This window comes from Sulfuricella sp., from assembly GCF_035531155.1.
Classification (GTDB): Bacteria; Pseudomonadota; Gammaproteobacteria; order Burkholderiales; family Sulfuricellaceae; genus Sulfuricella.
The window spans coordinates 47,649-69,494 of record NZ_DATKTK010000008.1 but is presented as its reverse complement, the minus strand read 5'-3'; the positions used below and the strand labels follow the sequence as shown (position 1 = coordinate 69,494).

The window sequence follows — 21,846 nt, the reverse complement described above, 5'->3', positions numbered from 1 at the left end:
GCCACTTTGGCCTTGAACACCGCTGAGTGTGTCCGTCTCGTTCTTTTTGCCATCTTCTGCTCCATTTCTTCGCCCCGTAGGGCCGTCAAAGGTAGCAGATTCTCCACTTATCGGCTTGTTCAGATTTCCGGGGCCACTTCTAAATCACCCAGGCCCGGACATTTCAACTTAGCCGGCCACCGGACATCTGAATGTGGCCTTGACAAACTGTAATTTAAGATGCGTTGCAGAAATAACGCAAAACCACCATTGGCGCTGATACAGAGTTGGATCACAATGGTCCATCACCTCTTACGAAAGCAATAAATCACTCAAACGTTCAGTGAAGGTGAGATAATATCGAGATGAATGAACGGCAATCGATTTCCCCTCGTCGTCGCCTGCAGGAGATTCTGTCCATCCCGGAACGGCAGCGAACCGACGCCCAATGGGATGAGCTCAACGAACTGGAAATTTCTCTGGATTCCGTGAATCGAGCGGAAACTCATGAGTCAGGCGTTCGCCGGAACGCCCCTGTATCCGCCGATCAGCCAAAGCCCAGCGGTAGCGCGCAAGGCAAAAAGCCGTTCAAAAAGTTCCACAAGAGACCACCCAAGGGAAGTAAACCTTAAGGGCAAACGGGGTTAGCTTCAGCTACCCATTTCCCGAAAAACCGGATCAGCCATGGTTACGGCTTACCTCCCCACGTCATGACGGGTACCGTGGATATGCTGTTCGCGGGCGCCCCCTCGATCAGCTTGCGGCTGATGGCCAAATAGACGAGGGTTCGGTTCGTCTCGTCCCACATGCGCACGACGCGGGTTTCCTTGAAGAGGATGGACGTGTCCTCGGTGAAAATGGTTCCTTCCTTGGGAAACTTGGCCGGCAGGATGATTGGTCCGGTCTGGCGGCAGGCTAGGGAAAACTGTGACGGATCCTGCGCCAGTCCCAAGGTTCCCGATACACCCCCCGTCCTTGCCTGGCTGACGTGACAGGTGACGCCCGATACCTTGGGATCGCTGAAGGCTTCGACGCAAACCTTGTGGTTGGCGCCGATGAGCTTCCACGCGGTTGTGACGCAGCCAATGTTGTCGGCGTTAGCAGGCAATGTGGCCAGCAGCAGGCTGATAACTAGAAGACGTGGGGACGTAATCATTTTCATTGGCTCGGTTCTTATCGTGCAGTAAGCTTTTCTGACGGATCCGTGTCATCGCTTTGTTCATTAGCATCCCCGAGGAGAAATCCTGTAATTGCCACTGATGCGCAAGTATCCATTGGGCAATGACCGGTAGTGTCGTTTTTTGCGGGCTAGAGAATCGCCGTGCAAGGTTTAGCCTTCAAATTACCTTTTGCCCTGCAACAGGCTTGCGATATCGGTATTACCACTCTCCATCGCCCAGCTCCCGGCTGTTGCACCATTTTCATTCTTGATGTCTACGTTCGCGTGATATTTCAGTAGCACTTTTACCACTTCGATGTGCCCGCCTTTCGATGCCAGCATCAATGCGGTTGTGCCGTTGTTGGTCGCCGCGTTCACGTCCGAACCCGCACGCAGCAGATTTTCGACAATCTCGCTGTGGCCAGAAAATGCCGCGTACATCATCGGTGTCCAGCCCTGATGGTTTGCCCCCGTACCCGCCCCCAAGCCGAGCAAGGTGTTGATTACTTGAGCGTGTCCATTGAGCGCCGCAAGCATGAGGGCCGACTCACCGAATTGGTTTTTGGTATTGAGTTTCGCGCCGGACCTATGGAGTGTACGCAAAATATCATTTTGCCCTTCGCGCGCGGCAATAATTAAAGCTGTGTTGCCATTGGCATCCATTACATTGGCATCGACACCCCTGGCAAGAAAATGTTGGATTGCGCCAGCATCCCCAAGAGTTATCGATATGAAGAAATTATCAACAAATCCATCGGCTAAAGAAATATTGCTAACCAACATTAGAATAAATAAAGCCTTACCTACTATTCTATATATCATTTTACTTTGAATAGGCTCATAAAATTTCTAGTGGTGGCCTCAGCCAATTCTTCTTCGCTTATCCCTCTCAATCGTGCGACTTCTTCTGCGACATGCTTCACATACGCCGGCTGGTTGGTTTTTCCACGGAATGGGGCGGGTGCAAGATAAGGTGAATCGGTTTCGACCAGCACTCGATCCAGTGAAATATTCTTCGCAACTTCCTTGACTTGTATCGCGTTCTTAAAGGTAACAATACCTGAAAAAGAGATATAAAAGCCAAGAGCTATTGCGCGCTCCGCAACCTCCAGACTTTCGGTAAAACAGTGCATTACACCGCCCACGCTTGCCGCCCCCTCCTCTTCCATGATGCGCAGCGTATCGGCTGCTGCCTCGCGGGTATGTATAATCAATGGCTTGCCGCAGAGTTTTGCGGCGCGGATATGGTTGCGGAAACGCTCCCTTTGCCATTCCAGGTCGCCTTTCAGTCTGAAATAATCCAGACCGGTTTCGCCGATTGCAATCACCTTTGGGTGGTTCGCCAATTCAGCCAGTCTTTCCACTGATGGCTCCTCCTCGTCTTCATAATCAGGATGAACTCCGACCGATGCATAGAGATGAGGATAGGTTTCAGCCAAGTTGATAACCTCATGAAAATCCGTGAGATTAACGCTCACGCATAGCGCAAGGCCAACCCCGTTTTTTTCCATGTTGGCGAATAACTCAGGCAGATTTGAGATGAGTTCAGGAAAATTTAAGTGGCAGTGGGAATCGACTAGCATGGCTTGCACGAGAGTATGCCGCCCCAAGTGTGACGGCGTGGTTTGACTGGATCACACATCTACATGGTGTGAGTTGGGCGGGATGTTTTGCTGCCGCCAAGCAAGCCCTCGATTTTGTTGCGCGCGGAGACCCCGCTCTCGTTATCACCGAACTGCACGCCCACTCCCTGCACCTTATTGCCCTGCGCCCCTTCCGGGGTGATCCAGACAACACGGCCGGCTACCGGCAGCTTGTTCGGATCCTCCATCAAGGAAAGCAGCATGAAAACCTCGTCACCCAGTCGATAAGGTTTGTTGGTGGGGATAAAAATCCCGCCACCTTTCAGATAAGGCATATAAGCCGCATACAGAGCAGTTTTTTCCTTGATGCTCAAAGAAAGTACACCCGGCCGCGGAGCGGCTGAAGCTTTTGGATCAGACATAAGCGGCGTCCTGACGATTCACGAGTTGCCAATAAGAAAAAAACAATTGCTCCAGCACCAATCGGTTATTCAGCGGATGGTGCAAAGCGCGCTGCGCAGTCAATAATTCCTGCTGGAACCGAAACAATTCTATCAAGTTGACGGCTTTTGCCAAGCGATTCATTTCCGTTGACGACTCAGGCTGGTATCGCACCTGCCCCGCCATGCCGATACTTGCCAGATCATATACCCACTGCTGCATCCAGTTCAGTATCCAAGCCAACTCCACCTTGTCCCCCTGCTCCGCCAGGGTAAGTGGGTCAAATCGATTCGGCGCGCCAAGCTGTTCCAGAATCTGGCCGCGTTTCAACTGGTAATCTTCCGTGCTTAACCGCAGGGCGGCAAGGGGAGCGTAGCCTGATTGCGCCAGACAGGCATCGGCTTCCGCGACACCCTGCCCCCGCAGCCACTGCAATGCCTCTGCACGCCCAGGTAGAGGTGCGTTAATCTTTTGGCAGCGGCTGCGAACCGTAGGCAGCAGGCGTTGGGGCTGGTGCGACACCAGGATGAACAGCGTGCCGGGCGGCGGCTCCTCCAATGTTTTCAGCAGCGCATTGGCGGCGTGAACGTTCATCGCCTCCGCCGGGTGAACCAGAATGATGCGCATGCCATTGCGGTGAGTCGTCAGGTTGACGAAATCCGCCAATTCGCGAATCTGGGCCACGGTAATAAACTGGCTCACCTTTTTGTCGGCCGCCTTGCCCTGCTCTACCGTTTCGCCCGTCAATTCAGCCGCGGCGCTTTGTGCTTCAGGCTCGAGCAGGCGAAAATCAGGATGCCCGCCAATCTTGAACCAGTTGCATGCGCCGCAATGCTCGCAAGGCTCGCCCGACTCCAGAGGGGACTCGCACAGTAATGCCTGTGCCAGCGTATAGGCCAAATGAAATTTCCCGATTCCGCCACGGCCTTGTAGCAATAGAGCACCAGGCAAAGTCGCCTTGGTCGACATCAGTCGCCGCCAAATATCATTTTGCCATGAATAAATCATATAAATTCAGATGGATGAAATAACATCTTCAAGATCAACTTGAATTTCATTCAGCGCCCGCCCGCTATCGATCACCCGGATACGCTCCGGAAATTGCGCTGCGCGCTTCAAATACGCGTCCCGCACGCGCTGGAAAAAATCCTGCTTTTCCTGTTCGAACCGGTCCAGAGAAGCGTTGCCGGACAACCGCTGCCGACTGACTTCGAGTGTAACGTCGAACAATAAGGTCAGGTCCGGCTGCAAGTCCTGCTGAACCCATTGCTCAAGGATTTTCAGCTTGGATTCATCCAGCCCCCTGCCCCCGCCCTGATAGGCAAAACTGGCATCGGTAAAGCGGTCTGAAATGACCCATGTTCCCTCACGCAGCGCCGGAATTATGACTTTGTCCAGATGCTCACGCCTGGCAGCGAACATCAACAGGGCCTCGGTCTCAAGATGCATGGCTTGATGCAGGAGCAATTCGCGCAGCGCCTCACCGAGCGGTGTCCCGCCCGGCTCCCTAGTGACCAGGACATTTTTCCCCTGGCTACGCAGGCGCTCCGCCAGCCAATTCAGGTGGGTGCTCTTGCCGGCGCCATCTATCCCCTCTAGCGTGATAAATTTTGCGTTATTATTTCTTAAAATCATTGTGTTGTGATATTTAATTAATCTTTTTTCTGGGTATGGTCTTCTGGTAACGCGCCACGGCCTGATTATGCTCCGTCAAGCTGCTGGAAAACTGGTGGGTACCGTCACCCCTGCTCACGAAATACAGCGCAGAGGTCGCACCAGGGTGCAGAGCCGCATTGAGAGAGGCCCATCCCGGCATGGAAATCGGACCGGGCGGAAGCCCGCTGCGAGTGTAAGTATTATAGGCATTATCGGTGGTTAAATCGCGCTTATGCAAATTGCCATCAAACGTCTCACCAAGGCCGTAAATGACCGTTGGATCCGTTTGCAACCTCATGCCGGTACGCAGGCGATTGATAAAGACGGCAGCGATCATCGGGCGCTCTCCGGATCGACCGGTCTCCTTCTCGACGATGGAAGCCATGATCAAAGCCTCGTAAGGCGTAGAATAGGGCAGATTCGGGCGGCGCTCCCGCCAGGCATCGGCTAGTCGCTGCTCCATGATCTGGTAGGCACGCTTGAGCACGGACAAGTCGCTCATTCCGTTGCTGAAATAATAAGTGTCTGGAAAAAACAGCCCCTCGGCACTTTCTTCCTGCACTCCCAGGCGATTCAGCAACTCCCTGTCACTCAGGCCGGTGGTGTCGTGCCTGATGGCCGGATGCTCGTCGAGTGCTTTGCGCATCTGACTGAAATTCCAGCCTTCTATAAACACGATTTCGCTCTGGCTGACATCACCCTTGGTGATCTTTTGAACCAGTTGGAACGGGGTGAGTTCACGATCCAGTTGATAGTTGCCGGCCTTGATGTCCCCTTCCTTCCCCAAAATTTTTGCCAGAACAATAAAGCTCCATGGCTCAGGAATCAGTCCTTCAGCACTGAACTGCTTGGCAATGGTACGCAAGCTGCTGCCATGCTTAAGCGTAAACTCGTAGGGCGATTGGGGCAGATGTACAGGGGTATTGGCAAAATAAAGTACCCAGCCCGCAGTCGACATTCCCAACACGATAAGCGCGGCTATACCGCGCTTAATGACATTCATCATCCAACAAACTCCTCAAGCGCGCCGCCAGCTTGCCGGCCCGCCATGATTTTCCGGCCAGTTCCCTGACCTGCCAGACGCCGAATACGCTGTTGCAAAGCACAACCTCATCTGCGTCGTAAATTCGGGCCAACGGCAGATTTTCCACCCTGACCGTCATGCCGAGCCTGCCGGCCAGATCCATGATGCGCTGCCGCTGCACGCCGGCCACGCCGCAACGCCCAAGGTCCGGAGTGTGCAAGGTCTTGCCCTTGAGAAGGAACAGGTTGCTCATCGTCCCTTCGATTGCATTTCCATCCATGTCGAGCATTAACCCCTCGGCAATTTCGGAATTGTTCCATTCCCGTCGCGCCAGCACGTTTTCCAGGCGGTTGAGATGCTTAATCCCGGCCAACAAGGGTTGTATGGCAAGGCGTGTGGAACAAAGGTGCAACCGCACCCCATCCGTCAAATAGTTGGCCGGGTACTGCGCAGCAGCACTCGTCATCAGGATGCGGGTCGGCTCCATATGTTCTGGAATAGCGTAACCACGTTGGCTTTCTCCACGGGTGACAATTACTTTCAGCACGCAGTCTGGCGTTCCCTCAATCAATTCGACCATTTCCGCAGCCAGGATATCTTCAGGCGGACAAATAATTTCGAGGGCCGCACAATCCGCGTACAGCTTGTCATAATGGCGTGGCCAGCACAATGGATGGCCCGCCCTCACCAGCAAGGTGCGAAAAACCCCATCACCGTACGTCAGTCCCCGGTCAAAGACCCGGATATGCTCGCTCGGAAGGCCGTTCACCAGGATCATTGAGAGACTCCGAGCGCCCTGAGCAGTCCCTTAGCCTTGGCACGAGTTTCGGCAAGTTCGCGTAAGGGGTCGGAGTCGGCAACGATGCCTGCGCCGGCCTTGAAGGTAAGCGCATTCCCTGCGAGCATGAAGCTGCGGATCAGGATGTTGAGATCCATGCTGCCATCGAGATTCAGATACCCCATACTGCCCGTATAAGCGTAACGGGGTGAGGGTTCAAGCTCACTGATGATTTGCATGGTACGGACTTTGGGGCAACCGGTAATAGTGCCTCCTGGAAACAACGCACGCATCACTTCGGAAGGGGTCGTGTTCTCGCGCAAACGACCGCGCACGCTGGATTCGATGTGGTGTACGTGAGCGTAGCTGCACACCGTCATCAGTTCGCTGACCTCGATGCTGCCTGGCTCGCACACCCGCCCCAGATCATTGCGCTCGAGATCGACCAGCATGATGTGTTCGGCGCGTTCCTTGGGGCTGGAGATCAACTGTCGACGCAGCAGCTCATCCTCTTCTGCCAGCGGAGCACGCGGATGCGTGCCGGCGATCGGGCGCGTCTCGATCATGCCACCACGCACCTTCGCCAATCGCTCCGGGGAGGAGCTGATGATCTGGTGCCTGCCGAAGTCGGCGATACCCGCAAACGGGGCCGGATTGCTCTCGCGCAGGCGCGCGTAAACGCCGGCTGCATTGTCTTGATATTCGATCCGAGCCCGCCACTGGCGCGCAAGATTGACCTGGAACACGTCCCCTTCCAGGATGTAGCGCTTAACCTCTGTCACCCCTTGCAGGAAAATCTGTTCGTCTTCCTCTTCAAGTTCATCCACCTTTACCGGGCTGCCCACATATTTGGCAACATCGCTCAAATCGGTGCGCAAGTCTTCAAGAAGATGCGAACAGGCTTCCTCGGCAAACAAGTAGGTCTGCCCCTTGGCACGGTCGACCATGATAGCCGCAGGGATGCGGACCAGGGCGGCCAACGGGAATTGGCTTGCCTGCTGTTTTACGGCGACGGAGGGCTCCAGCTGGTGCAGCAATTCATAGCCGAGATAAACGAACCAGCCCCCGTGAAAGGGAAGCTTAGTCTCCCCCTGATCTGGTGAGCGCGCGGCTTTTCCCCACTCTTCATCCAGTACGGAAAAAAATTTTTTTTCCTGTCCCGTTGGATCGGAGGGGAATATTTGTGACTGCCTTGGAAAAGCGAAAAGAATATCCCATCCAGGACAACCCAGAGTTTCCAGCAGATAGGGATAGCGCAACGGGTTTGCCGCATGGAGGCCAAGCAAGTCGGGCGTACCGGGGAGCTGTATGACGGGCACAAGCTACCTTAATGACGAGAGAAAACCTAGCAGCCTGTCGCCCCTGTTGCAGGTATTCAGATCTTGCGGAACACCAGGGTACCGTTGGTGCCGCCAAACCCGAAGGAATTCGACAGGGCGACATCGATTTTCATCTTGCGGGCAACATTCGGCACATAGTCAAGATCGCACTCGGGATCCTGCTCGACCATATTGATGGTCGGCGGAGAAATTTGATGGTATACGCCAAGCGCCGAGAAGACCGCTTCGACCCCGCCAGCAGCGCCAAGCAGATGCCCGGTCATGGATTTTGTCGAATTGACCGCAATATTTTTTGCGTGCTCGCCGAAGCACAGCTTGACCGCCTTGGTTTCGGCCAGATCGCCCAAGGGAGTGGATGTGCCGTGGGCATTGATGAAATTAACCTGATTGTGCGGAATCCCGGCGTTGCGCAATGCATTAGTCATGCAGCGAGCAGCGCCGCTACCGTCTTCGCAGGGGGCCGTCATGTGGTTGGCATCCGCGCTCATGCCGAAACCGGGCACTTCGGCATAAATTTTCGCTCCGCGCGCCTTGGCGTGTTCGTACTCTTCGAGCACCAGCACCCCCGCGCCTTCTCCAAGCACGAAGCCATCCCGACCGGTATCCCAGGGACGGCTCGCCTTTTCGGGATCGTCATTCCGTGTGGACAACGCGCGCGCTGAGGCAAAGCCGCCAACCGCTAGCGGTGTCACAGTGGATTCCGCACCGCCCGCGATCATGATATCGGCGTCGCCGTATTCGATCATGCGTGCGGAATCCCCGATGCAGTGAGTTGCCGTGCTACAGGCTGTAACCATCGCCAGGTTCGGGCCTTTTAGTCCAAACATGATGGACAGATTGCCCGAGATCATATTGATGATCGTGCCTGGAATGAAAAACGGGGAAATTTTGCGCGGCCCACCTTCCAGATAAGTGTTATGGGTATCCTCGATCATCGGCAGGCCGCCGATGCCGGAGCCGATGTTAACGCCGATACGCTCGGCGTTCTCTGGGGTAACCACAATACCGGAGTCCTTGATCGCCTGTACTCCCGCTGCAAGCCCGTAATGGATAAAAATATCCATGCGGCGAGCTTCCTTGGCGGAAATATACTCGGTGACATCGAACCCTGTGACCTCGCCGGCGATCTGGGTGGAAAAGGCCGAGGGGTCGAACCGGGTAATCCGGCTTATTCCGGATTTGCCGGCAAGGATGTTCGACCACGCTTGCTCAACAGTATTACCGACAGGCGAAATTATGCCCAGGCCGGTGATGACGACTCTGCGTTTAGACAAGACGGCTCCAGTTGCGAGTGGTTACGGGATGGATAGGAACAGCTTAGTTCAGATGACCATTGACGTAATCAACGGCTTGTTTGACGGTGGTGATTTTTTCCGCTTCTTCGTCAGGAATTTCGCAGTTGAATTCTTCTTCCAGTGCCATGACCAGTTCAACGGTATCCAGGGAATCAGCGCCCAGGTCGTCGACAAAGGAGGATTCGATTTTTACTTCTGCTTCATTCACGCCAAGTTGCTCAGCAACAATTTTTTTGACGCGTTGTTCGATATTTTCCATCTAAGTACCCTCTCTTGAATCGCTATAAAAAAGCTGACGCATTTTACCAAAAATTGCCCACTTCACCAAACCGGGAAGTTTGCCCAATTAACTCATGTACATGCCGCCATTGACGTGCATGGTGGTGCCCGTGACATAACCTGCTTGCGGAGAGGCCAGGAACGCGACCGAAGCCGCAATATCCTGAACCGTGCCGAGCCGTCCCAGCGGGATGTGGCCAAGCAGATCATTGCGCTGCTCCTCGCTCAGGGCGCGGGTCATGTCCGTGTCGATGAACCCCGGTGCGACGCAGTTTACCGTGATATTGCGGCTACCGACTTCGCGCGCCAGTGACTTGCTGAAGCCAATGATAGCTGCCTTGGCAGCGGCATAATTGGTCTGACCGGCATTCCCCATCGTGCCTACCACCGAAGCAATGCTGATGATGCGACCATAACGCGCCTTCATCATCGCGCGCAGAACAGCCTGGCTCAAGCGGAACACGGACTTCAGGTTGGTGTCCATGATGTCGTCCCATTCCTCTTCCTTCATCCGCATCAGCAGGTTGTCGCGGGTGATGCCGGCGTTATTGACCAGAATGGAGATTTCACCGAATTGAGCGCGTATGGCTTGCAACACCTGCTCGATCTGCGCCGGATCTTTGACGTTCAGAGCCAGCCCTGCACCCTTTATGCCAGCCTGGCTCAGGTAGCCGCTGATATTGTCTGCACCAGCCTGGCTGGTCGCCGTACCGACAACGGTTGCGCCCTGCTTGCCGAGCTCCAGCGCGACAGCCTGGCCAATTCCACGACTGGCGCCTGTTACCAAAGCAATCTGCCCATCCAGCATTTAACTATTCTCCCTGATTATTTCAATGTACCCATTGCCTGGCGCAGCGCCGCTTCATCAGACAATGCAAATGCCTGCATATTGCCATCTATGCGCTTATTCAGTCCAGCCAGCACCTTCCCGGGGCCACATTCTGCGAGTGTGCCTATGCCTTGATCGGCAAAACTCCTGACCGTTTCCACCCATCTCACCGGGCTGTACAGTTGGCGCGCCAGCGCATCCTTGATGCCGGCTTCATCGAAGTGACTTTTGACATCAGCGTTATGCACCACCGGAATTTGCGGCGCTTTGATTGAAATCGTCTGCAGACGCTGCGTCAGCGCATCCGCCGCCGGGCGCATCAGGGCGCAATGGGAGGGAACGCTGACCGGCAGTGGTAGCGCGCGTTTTGCGCCCTTTTCCTTGGCCAGCACCATGCCGCGCTCAACCGCGGTTTTGTGGCCTGCGATCACGACTTGGCCAGGTGAATTGAAATTGACCGCCTCCAGCACCTCGCCTTGCGCTGCTTCGGCACAAACGGCGCGCACGGCATCGTCATCGAGCCCCAGAATCGCCGCCATGCCGCCCACACCTTCGGCCACCGCTTCCTGCATGGCTTGAGCGCGAAAGCGCACCAGCGGCAACGCATCTGCAAAGGACAAAGCTCCGGATGCAACCAGTGCGGTGTATTCGCCCAGGCTGTGGCCGGCCAACACAGTCGGCCGTGCTCCTTGCAGGGCATTCCAGGCACGGAACACCGCCACGCCGGCAGTCAGCATGACCGGTTGGGTGTTAACGGTCAGGTTGAGTTCTTCGGCGCTGCCGCCCGTGATCATGCCCCACAAATCCTGCTTGAGCACATCCCCCGCTTCCTCGAATGTCTCCCTCACGATGGAAAGGCCGTCGAAGCCATTCATCATGCCGACCGATTGCGAACCCTGTCCTGGAAATACGAATGCAAAACTCATGTTTTCTACCCTTCTCACCAAGTTACCAGCGCGGAACCCCAGGTGAAACCGCCGCCCACGGCTTCCATCAGCAGGGTGTCGCCAGGCTTGATTCGCCCATCCCGAACCGCGACATCCAGCGCCAATGGGATCGAAGCAGCCGAGGTATTGCCATGCTTGTCGACCGTGACCACCACATTGTCCATGCTCATGCCCAGCTTCTTGGCGGTGGCCTGGATGATGCGAATATTGGCCTGATGCGGCACCAGCCAGGTGATGTCTGACTTCTGCATGCCATTGGCTGCAAGGGTTTCCTCAACGATGGAATCCAGCACCCCGACTGCGAACTTGAACACACCGGTGCCGTCCATTTCGACGAAAGGATTGCCCTTGGCCTTGCCGCCCGAGAGGCACGCCGGCACAGCCAATAGATGGCCATAGCTGCCGTCTGCATGCAGGTGCGTGGAAATGATTCCGGGCTCTTCGCTGGCTTTCAGGACAACTGCACCCGCACCGTCGCCGAACAAGACACAGGTGTTGCGGTCGGTCCAGTCCATGATGCGGGAAAAGGTTTCCGCGCCCACGACCAGGGCGCATTTGCTTTGTCCGCCACGAATGAACTGGTCGGCCGTCGCCAGAGCGTAGACGAAACCACTGCAAACTGCCTGGATGTCAAACGCCGGGCCACCGCTCTTGATACCGAGTTTTTCCTGGAGGATGCAGGCCGTACTTGGAAAGACAAAATCAGGCGTGGTCGTGGCGACGATGATCAAGTCGATACTTTGGGGGTCGACGCCGGCCATTTCTATGGCCTGTTGCGCCGCCTGGAAAGCCAGATCACTGGTGGTCTGGCTTTCTGCGACGATGTGGCGTTCGCGGATACCCGTGCGGGAAAAAACCCACTCGTCAGAGGTATCGACCATCTGCGCCAGATCGTGGTTGGTCAGGATTTTTTCAGGCAGGTAGCCGCCGGTACCGATAATACGTGAATACATTAGGCCTTTTCCTCGTTCAGCAGGGCCATTTGTTCATTGATCCGGCGCAGCACGCCGTTGCGCACTTCCTCGACAGCGCGCTCAATGGCGAACTGAAAGGCGAAACTATCCGCCGAGCCATGGCTTTTCACCACAACTCCTTGTAATCCGAGGAGGCTTGCGCCGTTGTAACGCCGATGGTCGAGACGTTTCTTGAACGCGCTGAGAACCGGGTAGGCGATGAGGCCAGCCAATTGGGTCAGGATGTTGCGCTTGAATTCCTGGCGTAAGAAAGTCGCCAACATCTGCACCAGTCCTTCCGATGCCTTCAGCGCAACATTGCCGACAAAACCGTCGCATACCACCACGTCCGTGGTTCCTTTGTAGATGTCGTTCCCTTCCACGTTGCCATGGAAATTCAGATGGCTCTGACGCAACAATTCTGCGGTCTGCTTGACTAACTCGTTGCCCTTGATGTCTTCCTCGCCGATATTGAGCAGACCAACGGTAGGGGCTTCCTTATGCTCCACAGCGGAAACCAGCATCGCGCCCATTACCGCGAATTGGAGCAGGTGGTTGGCAGTGCAATCCACATTGGCACCAAGATCGAGGACGTGGGTATGACCGTTCAGCGTGGGCATCATCCCGGCAATTGCCGGTCGTTCTATCCCCGGCAGCATTTTCAGGACAAAACGGGAGATGGCCATTAGCGCACCGGTGTTGCCGGCGCTAACGCAAGCGTTCGCCTCGCCCGTTTTTACCAGGTTGATGGCGACGCGCATGGAGGAGTCTTTTTTGTTGCGCAAGGACAGCGCGGGCGGATCATCCATGGTAACCACCTCGCTGGCATGGTGAATGCGCAGGCGAGGCGAAACCGAGGCCTGGAGGGATTGAAGCTCGGCCTCAATCACCTCGGCCAAGCCGACTAATACTATGTTGACTTCAGCGTCCCGGTTCAGGTACGCCAGAGCAGCAGGGACAGTGACATGGGGTCCGTGATCGCCGCCCATGGCGTCGATCGCTACAGTGATATCCATTACGCTCGCTGCAAACCGCCTTTACCGGACGCCAGGTAACGCCAATTACTCGCCCTTGGCACGCGCAACCTTTTTACCGCGGTAGAAACCGCTGGGGCTGACGTGGTGACGCAGGTGAATTTCACCGGTGGTCGGCTCCACGGCCAACGGTGGGTTGGTCAGGAAGTCATGCGCGCGGTGCATGCCACGCTTGGAGGGGGATTTCTTGTTTTGTTGTACAGCCATGATAACTCCTAATTATTTCTCAAATCTTTCGTTTTTAGTGCAGCCAGAGCACTGAAAACATTTTGTTTATCGGTTTCCGCCTGGCCAAAATTTCCGCCTGCCTTACAGTCTCCCGGCGCGTGCGTGGGCGCCATCGGCAAGCCCAGCAACACCTCATCCTCGACCAACGCCAGCACATCCATATTCGGATCCACCTTGATCGCGTCCGTCAATTCATCCTCGTTCACCACCGCTGGCAAAACCTGTTCACCTTCAATCAATTCCAGTTCGGAATCGAGGTCAACAGGATAAGCCAGAGACCCAAGGCAACGCTGGCACCTAAGTTGCAGCATACCCTTGACGGTGCAAACCAGAAAAAGCTGATCGTTATCGCCGCGCTTGCCGGTCAGGGCATACTCCAGCATACCGCTACTGGAAAACAGTAAATCCTGCAGCCGACTCAGGTTTGCGACCGCGACACAACCGTTTAACGATTCGCCGTTGCGCGCAAACTCGATGCTATTGATGACGACCTGTTCAGGCATAAGGCGCGCATGATATAATTTTTAAGATTGACTGTCAAAAAACAAGCTCCAAGAGCAATCCCAAGAGCCATCTAAAGAAACTTGATGTTTTGATAATTTAACGGGTTCTCGCGTGATCAAGAAAATTCTTATTGCCAATCGTGGCGAAATCGCTGTCCGCATTGTACGCGCCTGCTCCGAAATGGGGATTAAATCCGTCGCCATCTATACGGATGCCGACCGACATGCACTGCACGTCAAAAAGGCCGATGAATCCTACAATATCGGCTCCGACCCGGTCATTGGTTACCTGAACGCACATAATATAGTCAATCTCGCCGTTGCGGCAGGTTGCGATGCACTTCATCCCGGCTACGGCTTCCTTTCGGAAAATCCCGTTCTGGCAGAAATCTGCGCCAAGCGCGGCATCAAGTTTATCGGCCCTTCTCCCGAGGTCATCCGACAGATGGGCGACAAGATCCAAGCCCGCAAAGCGATGATCGATGCAGGCGTGCCTGTGGTGCCGGGTAGCGAGCACAATCTCGAAAGCATCAAGGAAGCAAGGGAACTGGCTGCCAAGATCCGCTACCCGGTGATGCTTAAAGCCACCAACGGCGGAGGCGGGCGCGGCATCCGCCGCTGCAACAGCGAAGAAGAACTGATCAAGAACTATGATCGCGTAGTTTCCGAAGCCACCAAGGCGTTCGGCAAGCCTGAAGTATTCATGGAAAAATGCGTGGTCAACCCGCGTCACATCGAAGTCCAGGTTATTGGCGACGGCTTCGGTAGCGTGATCCATCTGTTCGAGCGCGATTGTTCGATCCAGCGCCGCAATCAGAAGCTGATCGAAATCGCGCCTTCCCCGCAACTGACCCGCGCCCAGCGCGACTACATCGGCAAGATCGCAGTGCAGGCCGCCAAGACCGTCGGCTACGAAAACGCGGGCACGGTGGAGTTTCTGCTTGACCAGGACAACCAGTTCTTCTTCATGGAAATGAATACCCGTCTGCAGGTAGAACACACCATAACGGAAACCATTACCGGCATCGACATTGTACAGGAGCAAATCCGCATCGCCAGCGGCCTGCCACTGCAGTACAAGCAGGAAGACGTAAATTATCGCGGCTACGCCATGGAATTCCGCATCAATGCTGAAGACCCGAAAAACGATTTTCTCCCCAGCTTCGGTCGCATCACTCGCTACTATGCGCCAGGCGGCCCCGGCGTGCGCACCGACGCGGCCATGTACACGGGTTATGTCATCCCTCCCTACTACGACTCCATGTGCGCCAAGCTCACTGTTTGGAGCCTGACCTGGGAAGGTGTGGTCGAACGCGGCAAGCGTGCCCTGAACGATATGGTGGTCTATGGGGTAAAAACCACGATTCCTTACTATCAGGAAATCATGAAGCACCCGGATTTCCGCAATGGAAAGTTTGATACCAGTTTCGTGGAAGCCCACCCCGAACTGACAAACTACTCAGTCAGCCGTCCCAAGGAACTGCTGGCGGCAGCCATTTCAGCGGCGATCGCGGCCCACGTGGGACTGTAATTTCAACTTGATCTAAAGAATTTAGGATAAAGCATGGCTAAAGTTTTTATCAGCGATCTGGTACTACGCGACGGACATCAATCCCTGATTGCGACTCGCATGCGCACTGAAGATATGCTGCCGATCTGTGCCAAGCTGGACAACGTGGGTTTCTGGTCGCTGGAAGCCTGGGGTGGCGCGACCTTCGACGCCTGCGTGCGTTTTCTGCGCGAAGATCCGTGGGATCGCCTGAAGAAACTGCGCAAGGCACTGCCCAACACCCGTATCCAGATGCTGCTTCGCGGCCAGAACCTGCTCGGCTACCGCAATTACTCAGATGACGTGGTGCGCGCCTTCGTAAAAAAATCGGCCGACAACGGCGTGGACGTGTTCCGTGTTTTTGACGCCATGAACGACCTGCGAAACCTGCGTGTGTCCATCGAGGCGGTAAAAGCCAGCGGCAAGATCGCCGAAGGTGCAATCAGCTACACCACGAGCCCAGTGCACAACATCCTTTACTTTGTTAATTTGGCCAAAGAATTCGAAGCGATGGGCTGCGATACCCTGGCCATCAAGGATATGGCCGGCCTCCTCACCCCCGCCACCACAGCTGAGTTGGTCAAGGCGATTGCCGCCGCGGTGAAGATGCCCATCCACATGCACAGCCACGCGACATCCGGCCTGTCGGCGATGTGTTTCCTCCGCGCGGTAGAAAATGGCGCGACCATCCTGGATACCTGCAACTCCTCGTTTGGCGAAGGTGCCAGCCATACTTCCACGGAAAGCATGGTCGCAGCGCTGGCCGGCACCGAATACGACACTGGCCTGAGCCTGCCACTGCTACAGGAAATCACCGCTTATTTCCGTGAGATCCGCAAAAAATACTGGCAGTTCGAAAGCGAATTCACTGGCGTGGATAGCCGGGTGCTGGTCAATCAGGTTCCCGGCGGCATGATTTCCAACCTGTCCAACCAATTGAAGGAACAGGGCGCTCTCAACCGCATGGATGAAGTGCTGGCAGAAATCCCCCGTGTGCGTGAAGATCTGGGCTTTCCCCCGCTGGTCACGCCGACATCACAGATCGTCGGCACCCAGGCAGTCTTGAATGTGCTGACCGGCGAGCGTTACAAATCCGTCACCACCGAAGTCAAGAACTACCTGCAAGGCCGCTACGGCAAGGCCCCCGGCGAGGTCAATGCACAGGTGCGAAGCATTGCCATCGGCAATGCCGAAGTCATCACCTGCCGGCCGGCCGATCAACTGGAAGACGAGATGGACAGACTGCGCGGCGAGATCGAAAGCATCGCCAAGAGCGAGGAGGACGTGCTGACCTATGCCATGTTCCCGGAATTGGCCCGCACCTTCCTGCAGGAACGCGCCGCCGGCACTCTCAAATCGGAGCAGCTGCTACCGATCGGCAGCAATCTTTCCTGCGGCCCGTTTTACTCGCCGAACGAGTTCAATGTCACCCTGCACGGTGAAACCTACCATATCCACATCAGCGGCTCCGGTCGTCCTGGCGAAGAGCAGCGGCCGTTCTTTGTCTCGGTCGATGGCGTGCAGGAAGAAGTCATGGTCGAGGCACTCAATGAAGTTGAGGTGTATGGAGGCATGGGCGGCGTGATCAGCGGCGGCAGCAAATCCAGGCCCAGGGAAGGCGGCAAGTCCGCAAGCGGCAAGCGCCCGCGCCCCTCGCACCAAGGCCACGTCACCACCGCTATGCCCGGCACCATCGTGGATGTGCTGGTCGAACCCGGTAAGAAGGTTAAGGCCGGCGACCCGGTACTGGTGATTGAGGCGATGAAAATGGAAAACGAAGTGCAGGCCCCGATCAGCGGGACTGTGATCAATGTCTGGGTTGCCAAGGGCGATAGCGTCACCCCCGATGAGGCGCTAGTGGAAATCCAGCCGGAATAAAACTTAAAGGTTGGCGGGTTACGCTAACCTAACCCACCCTACAATCATGCAACTAATTCTTGCCTCCACCTCCCCTTACCGGCGGGAACTCCTTTCGCGCCTCAAGCTCCCCTTCGAGGTCTGCTCGCCGGAAGTGGATGAAATACCGCTGGCCGGTGAAACACCTGAGCAGACCGCCTATCGCCTGGCGATCGCCAAGGCTAAGGCGCCTGCCAAGGATTTTCCCGACGCCCTTATCATCGGCTCCGATCAGGTCGCCACGCTCGACGGCCAGCAGCTCGGCAAGCCCCATACACACGAAAACGCTGTCAAGCAACTCACCATGATGCGAGGTCGAAGCGTGGTATTCCACACGGCGCTGTGCCTTTACAACAGTCGTACTGGCAACACCCAGGCCAGGGAAGTGCCCTTCACGGTGTTCTTCCGCAAGCTCACCGACGAACAAATCGAACACTATTTGGTCAAGGAACAGCCTTACAACTGTGCCGGCAGCGCCAAATCGGAAGGATTAGGCATCGCCCTGATCGAAAAAATGAGCGGTGATGACCCCAACGCATTGATCGGCTTGCCGCTGATCGCCTTGATTGATATGCTTGAAAATGAGGGCATGCCGGTAATTTAAATGACAATCGGCACCCTCTACCTGATCCCGACCACGCTAGGAGAAAGCCCGCTTTCTTCGATTCTCCCCGAGCAGGTCCGCAATATTGCTGCGTCGCTAACCGTTTTTGTCGCAGAAAACCCCAAAACCGCCCGGCAATACCTGAAACAGCTGGAACTTGCCACGCCGCTACAGGACATCGAAATATTCACCCTGGACAAGCACACCAAGCCGGAGCAGCTGGAGCATTTCCTCCAGCCCGCGTTGGCGGGAAAGGATTTGGGGCTAGTATCCGAAGCGGGCTGTCCGGCAGTGGCCGATCCCGGCGCGCTGCTAGTGCGACTGGCGCACAAGAAAGGGATCAGGGTAGTGCCGCTGGTGGGGCCATCATCCATTTTGCTGGCGCTGATGGCATCGGGCATGAATGGACAGGCTTTCGCCTTCCATGGCTATCTGCCCATCCAGAAAGCGGAGCGTTGCAAGAAGATAGCCGAACTGGAGAAAGAGTCGGCGACCAGGAACCAGACCCAGATTTTTATCGAAACACCCTACCGCAATCAGGCGCTGCTGGAAGACCTCGTCCAGACCTGCGAACCCGGCACCGAACTGTGCATCGCCACCGACCTGACCCTTCCCAGCGAGCAAATCTGTACCCGCACGATCGGTGGCTGGCGCAAGGGCTTACCGGACATCAACAAGAAACCGACGATTTTCCTGCTCTATCGTCCGCGCTCAAGCTAACACTTCCTCGAACGACGAAATCCAGTCGAGACGGATTTCTTCCTCGCTGCTATCCTCGCGGCGGAATTTCAGCCATTCCGCGCCGTCACGGGTAGTTACGTCCAGTGGCATAACTTTCTCAACCCTGTCCGGGCCCTCCGACCGGCATTCCAGCATCAGTGGTATCCGGCGCAAAACGCTGAATTCCAGCCGCTCGTGCTGCATGCATGCGATCGGCAGGTACTCTTGCTCCATGCTAGCGCAAGCCCATGCCGCCGTTCGCCAACGGATTTATGGCGCTCGCCGTGGCTGCGCCGAAGCGTTTGGCAAAGCGCTCCGCGATGCCTTCTTGCGGGGTGAAATCGATGATTGCCTCGGCCTTGATGATATCGCGCGCCACATAATCGGCGCTGCCGAAGGCATCGGCCAACCCAAGCTGGATACTCCTTTCGCCGCTCCAGAACAGGCCGCTGAACATGTCCGGCGTTTCCTTCAAGCGCTTGCCTCGCCCCTGGCGCACCACGGTAATAAATTGCTGGTGGATTTCATTCAGCATCATCTGGGCATATTCTTTCTGGTTGGCATTCACCGGCGAAAAAGGGTCGAGGAATCCCTTGTTTTCACCCGCAGTCATCAACCGGCGCTCGATCCCCAATTTTTCCATCGTGCCGGTGAAGCCGAAGCCATCCATCAGCACACCGATGGAACCGACGATGCTGGCCTTGTCGACAAATATCTTGTCGGCGGCGGCTGCAGCGTAATAGCCGCCCGAGGCACAGATATCCTCCACTACGGCATACAAAGGGATTTGCGGATATTTTGCACGCAGGCGCCGAATTTCGTCGTTGATGTAACCGGCCTGTACCGGGCTGCCGCCAGGGCTGTTGATCAGCAGGATAACCCCCTGCGTGCCCTTGTCCTTGAAGGCTGCGCGCAAACCATCGTTCACCCTTTCGGCATAGGTATCCCCTCCGGCAGCGATCACGCCGCGCAGTTCCACCAATGCGGTGTGCTTGCCGGAAAGAGGCGTCTCCCCCTTGTTGAACCAGCCCATTATTGCGAATAGCAAAACGAACAGGAAAGCCAGAGTCAGCAGCCGAAAAAAGATCGACCACTGCCGCGCCCGGCGCTGTTCCTGCAAGGCTGAAAATGCCAGCTTCTCCAGGGTTTTCCGCTCCCAGCTCTCGGGGTCAGCCATGATCATCCTTTCAATTTTAAATATTTATAATTTTAGCATCATCAGGCATGATCGCTCAGCCACCGGCTCAGCTCACCGAAATCACCGGCGCAGGCAAGCGGCGACAACGCCAGCAAACCCTCCCGCGGATGCGCGCCGTAGCTCACACCGACGGCAGATACGCCGGCATTGCTGGCCATTTGCAGGTCATGGCTGGTGTCACCGATCATCAGGGTCTTCGCCTGCGGCACACCAAGTTCGTCCATGATTTCCAGTAGCATGCAGGGATGAGGCTTGGAAAAGCACTCATCGGCGCAGCGCGAAGTGTGGAAATGTTGACCCAGGCCAGTTTGCTCAAAAACACGATCAAGTCCACGGCGTCCCTTGCCGGTTGCCACGGCAAGCAGAAACCCCTCTTCATGCAATGCAGCTATGGTTTCTGCTGCACCGATAAAGAGAGGAATTTCAGTATCCTGCGAAAGGTAATGATAGCGGTAACGCTCCACCAGCGCCCCGTAACCGGAGCGGGGCAATTCGGGGAACAGGGCGGCAATCGCCTCGTTCAGGCCCAGGCCAATGATGTGGCGGGCCTCCCTTTCACTGGGTACCGGCAAGCCGACATCACGACTGGCTGCCTGAATGGAAAAGGCAATGGCCCCGGCTGAATCCATCAGCGTGCCATCCCAGTCAAAAACCAGCAAATCGAATTGTTTCGGCATGCCTTATTCTACTCCGCATCCAAATGACGGAGAAAGCGTTCCAGATCTTCCGGCAGAGGTGCCTCCAGGGACAACTTCTCGCCCGTCAGGGGGTGTTTGAGCACCATCTTGCCGGCGTGCAAAAACATACGCTTCAAACCACGCTTTTGCAGTGCCTTGTTCAAGGGAAAATCGCCATATTTGTCGTCCCCAACAATCGGGAATCCTAAATGTGACAGATGGACACGGATTTGATGGGTACGTCCTGTTTTGAGTTCCGCTTCAAGCAGACAGAATTCAGGCCAGGACTTTTTCAGGGTAAAAATCGTGTGCGCGCTCTGCCCTTCCTCATTCACGCTTACCCGGCGTTCGCCGGAACCGGTCACGTACTTGAACAGCGGCAACTTCACGCTTTGTTTGGCGTTGTGCCATTGCCCCTTAACCAGGGTGAGGTAGCGTTTTTCCGTCTCGCCTTCGCGCATCGCCCGGTGCAGTTCGACCAAGGCGCTACGTTTCTTCGCCAGCAGCAGGACGCCGGAGGTTTCCCGGTCCAGCCGGTGCACCAATTCGAGAAACTTGAATTCGGGATGTTCCAGGCGCATCTGTTCGATCACGCCCCGGCTGATGCCGCTGCCGCCATGTACCGCCATGCCGGACGGCTTGTTGAGTACAAGCAGCGCATCGTCCTGATACAGGATATGCCGGGAAAGCATCTGTGGCGCAGCGGCCTTGGGCTCTCCGTTATCAACCGGCCGGGACGAACGTACCGGCGGAATGCGTAGTACATCACCCACAACCAAGCGGCGGGTCGCATCGACGCGCTTGCTGTTGACGCGCACTTCGCCGCTACGCAGGATGCGGTAGACATGGCTTTTCGGCACGCCTTTGAGGTGCTTGAACAGGAAGTTATCGATACGCTGGGATTCGCTGCTTTCGTCGATCGTTACCCAGGTCACAGATTCTTTGCTTAAATCATTCAATTTGCTTATACTTCAAAATTGCTCTGGCGGTAACGGACGTTAAATTCGCCGTTACCGAGACGATTCATGAACGCTAGGATGCGGAATCGGTCGCTACCAGCCTGAAAATCCTGTCGGTTAATTTCGCTCACCACAAGAAAAAGTAGCGATGGTAAACGAATTGCGCGCTCAAAGCACTCGCAGATTTTCAAGTCTCGTTTCAGTAACGGGACTTA

Annotated in this window: 26 protein-coding genes; 5 read left to right on the top strand and 21 right to left on the bottom strand. The window is 55.7% G+C overall.

The window, feature by feature from the left end; translation table 11 throughout:
• The first annotated feature begins 344 nt into the window (after positions 1-344).
• Entirely contained in the window at positions 345-611 is a 267-nt protein-coding gene (locus tag VMV64_RS03225) for a hypothetical protein (RefSeq protein WP_325328509.1), read from the top strand.
• Between the two features lie 56 nt (positions 612-667).
• On the opposite strand, the gene VMV64_RS03220 is transcribed toward VMV64_RS03225, so the two are convergent.
• From VMV64_RS03220 to VMV64_RS03140, 17 genes are all read right to left on the bottom strand, one after another.
• Complete coding sequence (locus tag VMV64_RS03220) at positions 668-1,141, bottom strand: CreA family protein (protein WP_325328508.1); 474 nt, start codon at positions 1,139-1,141, stop codon at positions 668-670.
• Positions 1,142-1,321: 180 nt separating this feature from the next.
• Complete coding sequence (locus VMV64_RS03215) at positions 1,322-1,921, bottom strand: ankyrin repeat domain-containing protein (protein ID WP_325328507.1); 600 nt, start codon at positions 1,919-1,921, stop codon at positions 1,322-1,324.
• 35 nt (positions 1,922-1,956) lie between these two features.
• The gene (locus VMV64_RS03210; protein ID WP_325328506.1) at positions 1,957-2,721 is read right to left on the bottom strand and encodes a TatD family hydrolase; all 765 of its coding nucleotides are present in this window, start codon (positions 2,719-2,721) and stop codon (positions 1,957-1,959) included.
• A gap of 59 nt (positions 2,722-2,780) precedes the next feature.
• Positions 2,781-3,143 (bottom strand): PilZ domain-containing protein, encoded by a 363-nt coding sequence (locus VMV64_RS03205; protein ID WP_325328505.1) that lies wholly within the window; start codon positions 3,141-3,143, stop codon positions 2,781-2,783.
• Positions 3,136-4,131: a DNA polymerase III subunit delta' gene (gene holB, locus VMV64_RS03200; RefSeq protein WP_325328504.1), complete on the bottom strand. Its 996-nt coding sequence runs from the start codon at positions 4,129-4,131 to the stop codon at positions 3,136-3,138. Before holB ends, VMV64_RS03205 begins: the two co-directional genes overlap by 8 nt.
• Positions 4,132-4,176: 45 nt before the next feature.
• Complete coding sequence (gene tmk / locus VMV64_RS03195) at positions 4,177-4,797, bottom strand: dTMP kinase (protein WP_325328503.1); 621 nt, start codon at positions 4,795-4,797, stop codon at positions 4,177-4,179.
• Positions 4,798-4,810: 13 nt separating this feature from the next.
• Positions 4,811-5,824, bottom strand: a complete 1,014-nt coding sequence (gene mltG / locus VMV64_RS03190; protein ID WP_325328502.1) for an endolytic transglycosylase MltG — start codon at positions 5,822-5,824, stop codon at positions 4,811-4,813.
• Complete coding sequence (gene pabC / locus VMV64_RS03185; RefSeq protein WP_325328501.1) at positions 5,808-6,620, bottom strand: aminodeoxychorismate lyase; 813 nt, start codon at positions 6,618-6,620, stop codon at positions 5,808-5,810. Before pabC ends, mltG begins: the two co-directional genes overlap by 17 nt.
• Complete coding sequence (locus VMV64_RS03180; protein WP_325328500.1) at positions 6,617-7,939, bottom strand: aminodeoxychorismate synthase component I; 1,323 nt, start codon at positions 7,937-7,939, stop codon at positions 6,617-6,619. The genes pabC and VMV64_RS03180 overlap by 4 nt, the downstream gene beginning before the upstream one ends.
• 56 nt (positions 7,940-7,995) lie before the next feature.
• A complete protein-coding gene (gene fabF, locus VMV64_RS03175) occupies positions 7,996-9,234 on the bottom strand; it encodes a beta-ketoacyl-ACP synthase II (protein ID WP_325328499.1) in 1,239 nt (412 codons plus the stop codon).
• Positions 9,235-9,277: 43 nt separating this feature from the next.
• Positions 9,278-9,514: an acyl carrier protein gene (acpP, locus tag VMV64_RS03170; protein WP_325328498.1), complete on the bottom strand. Its 237-nt coding sequence runs from the start codon at positions 9,512-9,514 to the stop codon at positions 9,278-9,280.
• Positions 9,515-9,601: 87 nt separating this feature from the next.
• Positions 9,602-10,342, bottom strand: a complete 741-nt coding sequence (gene fabG / locus VMV64_RS03165; protein ID WP_325328497.1) for a 3-oxoacyl-ACP reductase FabG — start codon at positions 10,340-10,342, stop codon at positions 9,602-9,604.
• Positions 10,343-10,359: 17 nt separating this feature from the next.
• On the bottom strand, positions 10,360-11,289 hold the full coding sequence (gene fabD, locus VMV64_RS03160) for an ACP S-malonyltransferase (protein ID WP_325328496.1): 930 nt from the start codon (positions 11,287-11,289) through the stop codon (positions 10,360-10,362).
• A gap of 14 nt (positions 11,290-11,303) precedes the next feature.
• Positions 11,304-12,263, bottom strand: coding sequence for a beta-ketoacyl-ACP synthase III (locus VMV64_RS03155; protein ID WP_325328495.1), 960 nt, complete (start codon positions 12,261-12,263; stop codon positions 11,304-11,306).
• Positions 12,263-13,279 (bottom strand): phosphate acyltransferase PlsX, encoded by a 1,017-nt coding sequence (gene plsX, locus VMV64_RS03150; RefSeq protein ID WP_325328494.1) that lies wholly within the window; start codon positions 13,277-13,279, stop codon positions 12,263-12,265. The genes VMV64_RS03155 and plsX overlap by 1 nt, the downstream gene beginning before the upstream one ends.
• Before the next feature lie 45 nt (positions 13,280-13,324).
• On the bottom strand, positions 13,325-13,504 hold the full coding sequence (gene rpmF, locus VMV64_RS03145) for a 50S ribosomal protein L32 (RefSeq protein WP_009205684.1): 180 nt from the start codon (positions 13,502-13,504) through the stop codon (positions 13,325-13,327).
• A gap of 8 nt (positions 13,505-13,512) precedes the next feature.
• A complete protein-coding gene (locus VMV64_RS03140; protein ID WP_325328493.1) occupies positions 13,513-14,028 on the bottom strand; it encodes a YceD family protein in 516 nt (171 codons plus the stop codon).
• A gap of 112 nt (positions 14,029-14,140) precedes the next feature.
• Between VMV64_RS03140 and VMV64_RS03135 the strand changes: the two genes are divergently transcribed.
• Genes VMV64_RS03135 through VMV64_RS03120 form a run of 4 tightly spaced genes read left to right on the top strand, consistent with a single transcriptional unit; the run spans position 14,141 to position 18,797 of the window.
• Complete coding sequence (locus VMV64_RS03135) at positions 14,141-15,559, top strand: acetyl-CoA carboxylase biotin carboxylase subunit (RefSeq protein WP_325328492.1); 1,419 nt, start codon at positions 14,141-14,143, stop codon at positions 15,557-15,559.
• Between the two features lie 33 nt (positions 15,560-15,592).
• Positions 15,593-17,455 carry a sodium-extruding oxaloacetate decarboxylase subunit alpha gene (oadA, locus tag VMV64_RS03130; RefSeq protein WP_325328491.1) on the top strand — a complete coding sequence of 621 codons (1,863 nt, stop codon included), beginning with the start codon at positions 15,593-15,595 and terminating at the stop codon, positions 17,453-17,455.
• 46 nt (positions 17,456-17,501) lie between these two features.
• Positions 17,502-18,077 (top strand): Maf family nucleotide pyrophosphatase, encoded by a 576-nt coding sequence (locus VMV64_RS03125; RefSeq protein ID WP_325328490.1) that lies wholly within the window; start codon positions 17,502-17,504, stop codon positions 18,075-18,077.
• Positions 18,078-18,797: an SAM-dependent methyltransferase gene (locus tag VMV64_RS03120; RefSeq protein ID WP_325328489.1), complete on the top strand. Its 720-nt coding sequence runs from the start codon at positions 18,078-18,080 to the stop codon at positions 18,795-18,797. It begins immediately after the preceding gene.
• Here VMV64_RS03120 and VMV64_RS03115 read toward each other — a convergent pair.
• Genes VMV64_RS03115 through VMV64_RS03100 form a run of 4 tightly spaced genes read right to left on the bottom strand, consistent with a single transcriptional unit; the run spans position 18,789 to position 21,631 of the window.
• Complete coding sequence (locus VMV64_RS03115; protein ID WP_325328488.1) at positions 18,789-19,031, bottom strand: transcriptional antiterminator, Rof; 243 nt, start codon at positions 19,029-19,031, stop codon at positions 18,789-18,791. The genes VMV64_RS03120 and VMV64_RS03115 overlap by 9 nt on opposite strands.
• 1 nt (position 19,032) lies before the next feature.
• Complete coding sequence (locus VMV64_RS03110) at positions 19,033-19,974, bottom strand: S49 family peptidase (RefSeq protein ID WP_325328487.1); 942 nt, start codon at positions 19,972-19,974, stop codon at positions 19,033-19,035.
• A 41-nt stretch (positions 19,975-20,015) separates the two neighbouring features.
• Positions 20,016-20,672 (bottom strand): HAD-IA family hydrolase, encoded by a 657-nt coding sequence (locus VMV64_RS03105; protein WP_325328486.1) that lies wholly within the window; start codon positions 20,670-20,672, stop codon positions 20,016-20,018.
• A gap of 8 nt (positions 20,673-20,680) precedes the next feature.
• On the bottom strand, positions 20,681-21,631 hold the full coding sequence (locus VMV64_RS03100) for an RluA family pseudouridine synthase (RefSeq protein ID WP_325328485.1): 951 nt from the start codon (positions 21,629-21,631) through the stop codon (positions 20,681-20,683).
• Positions 21,632-21,846: the final 215 nt, after the last annotated feature.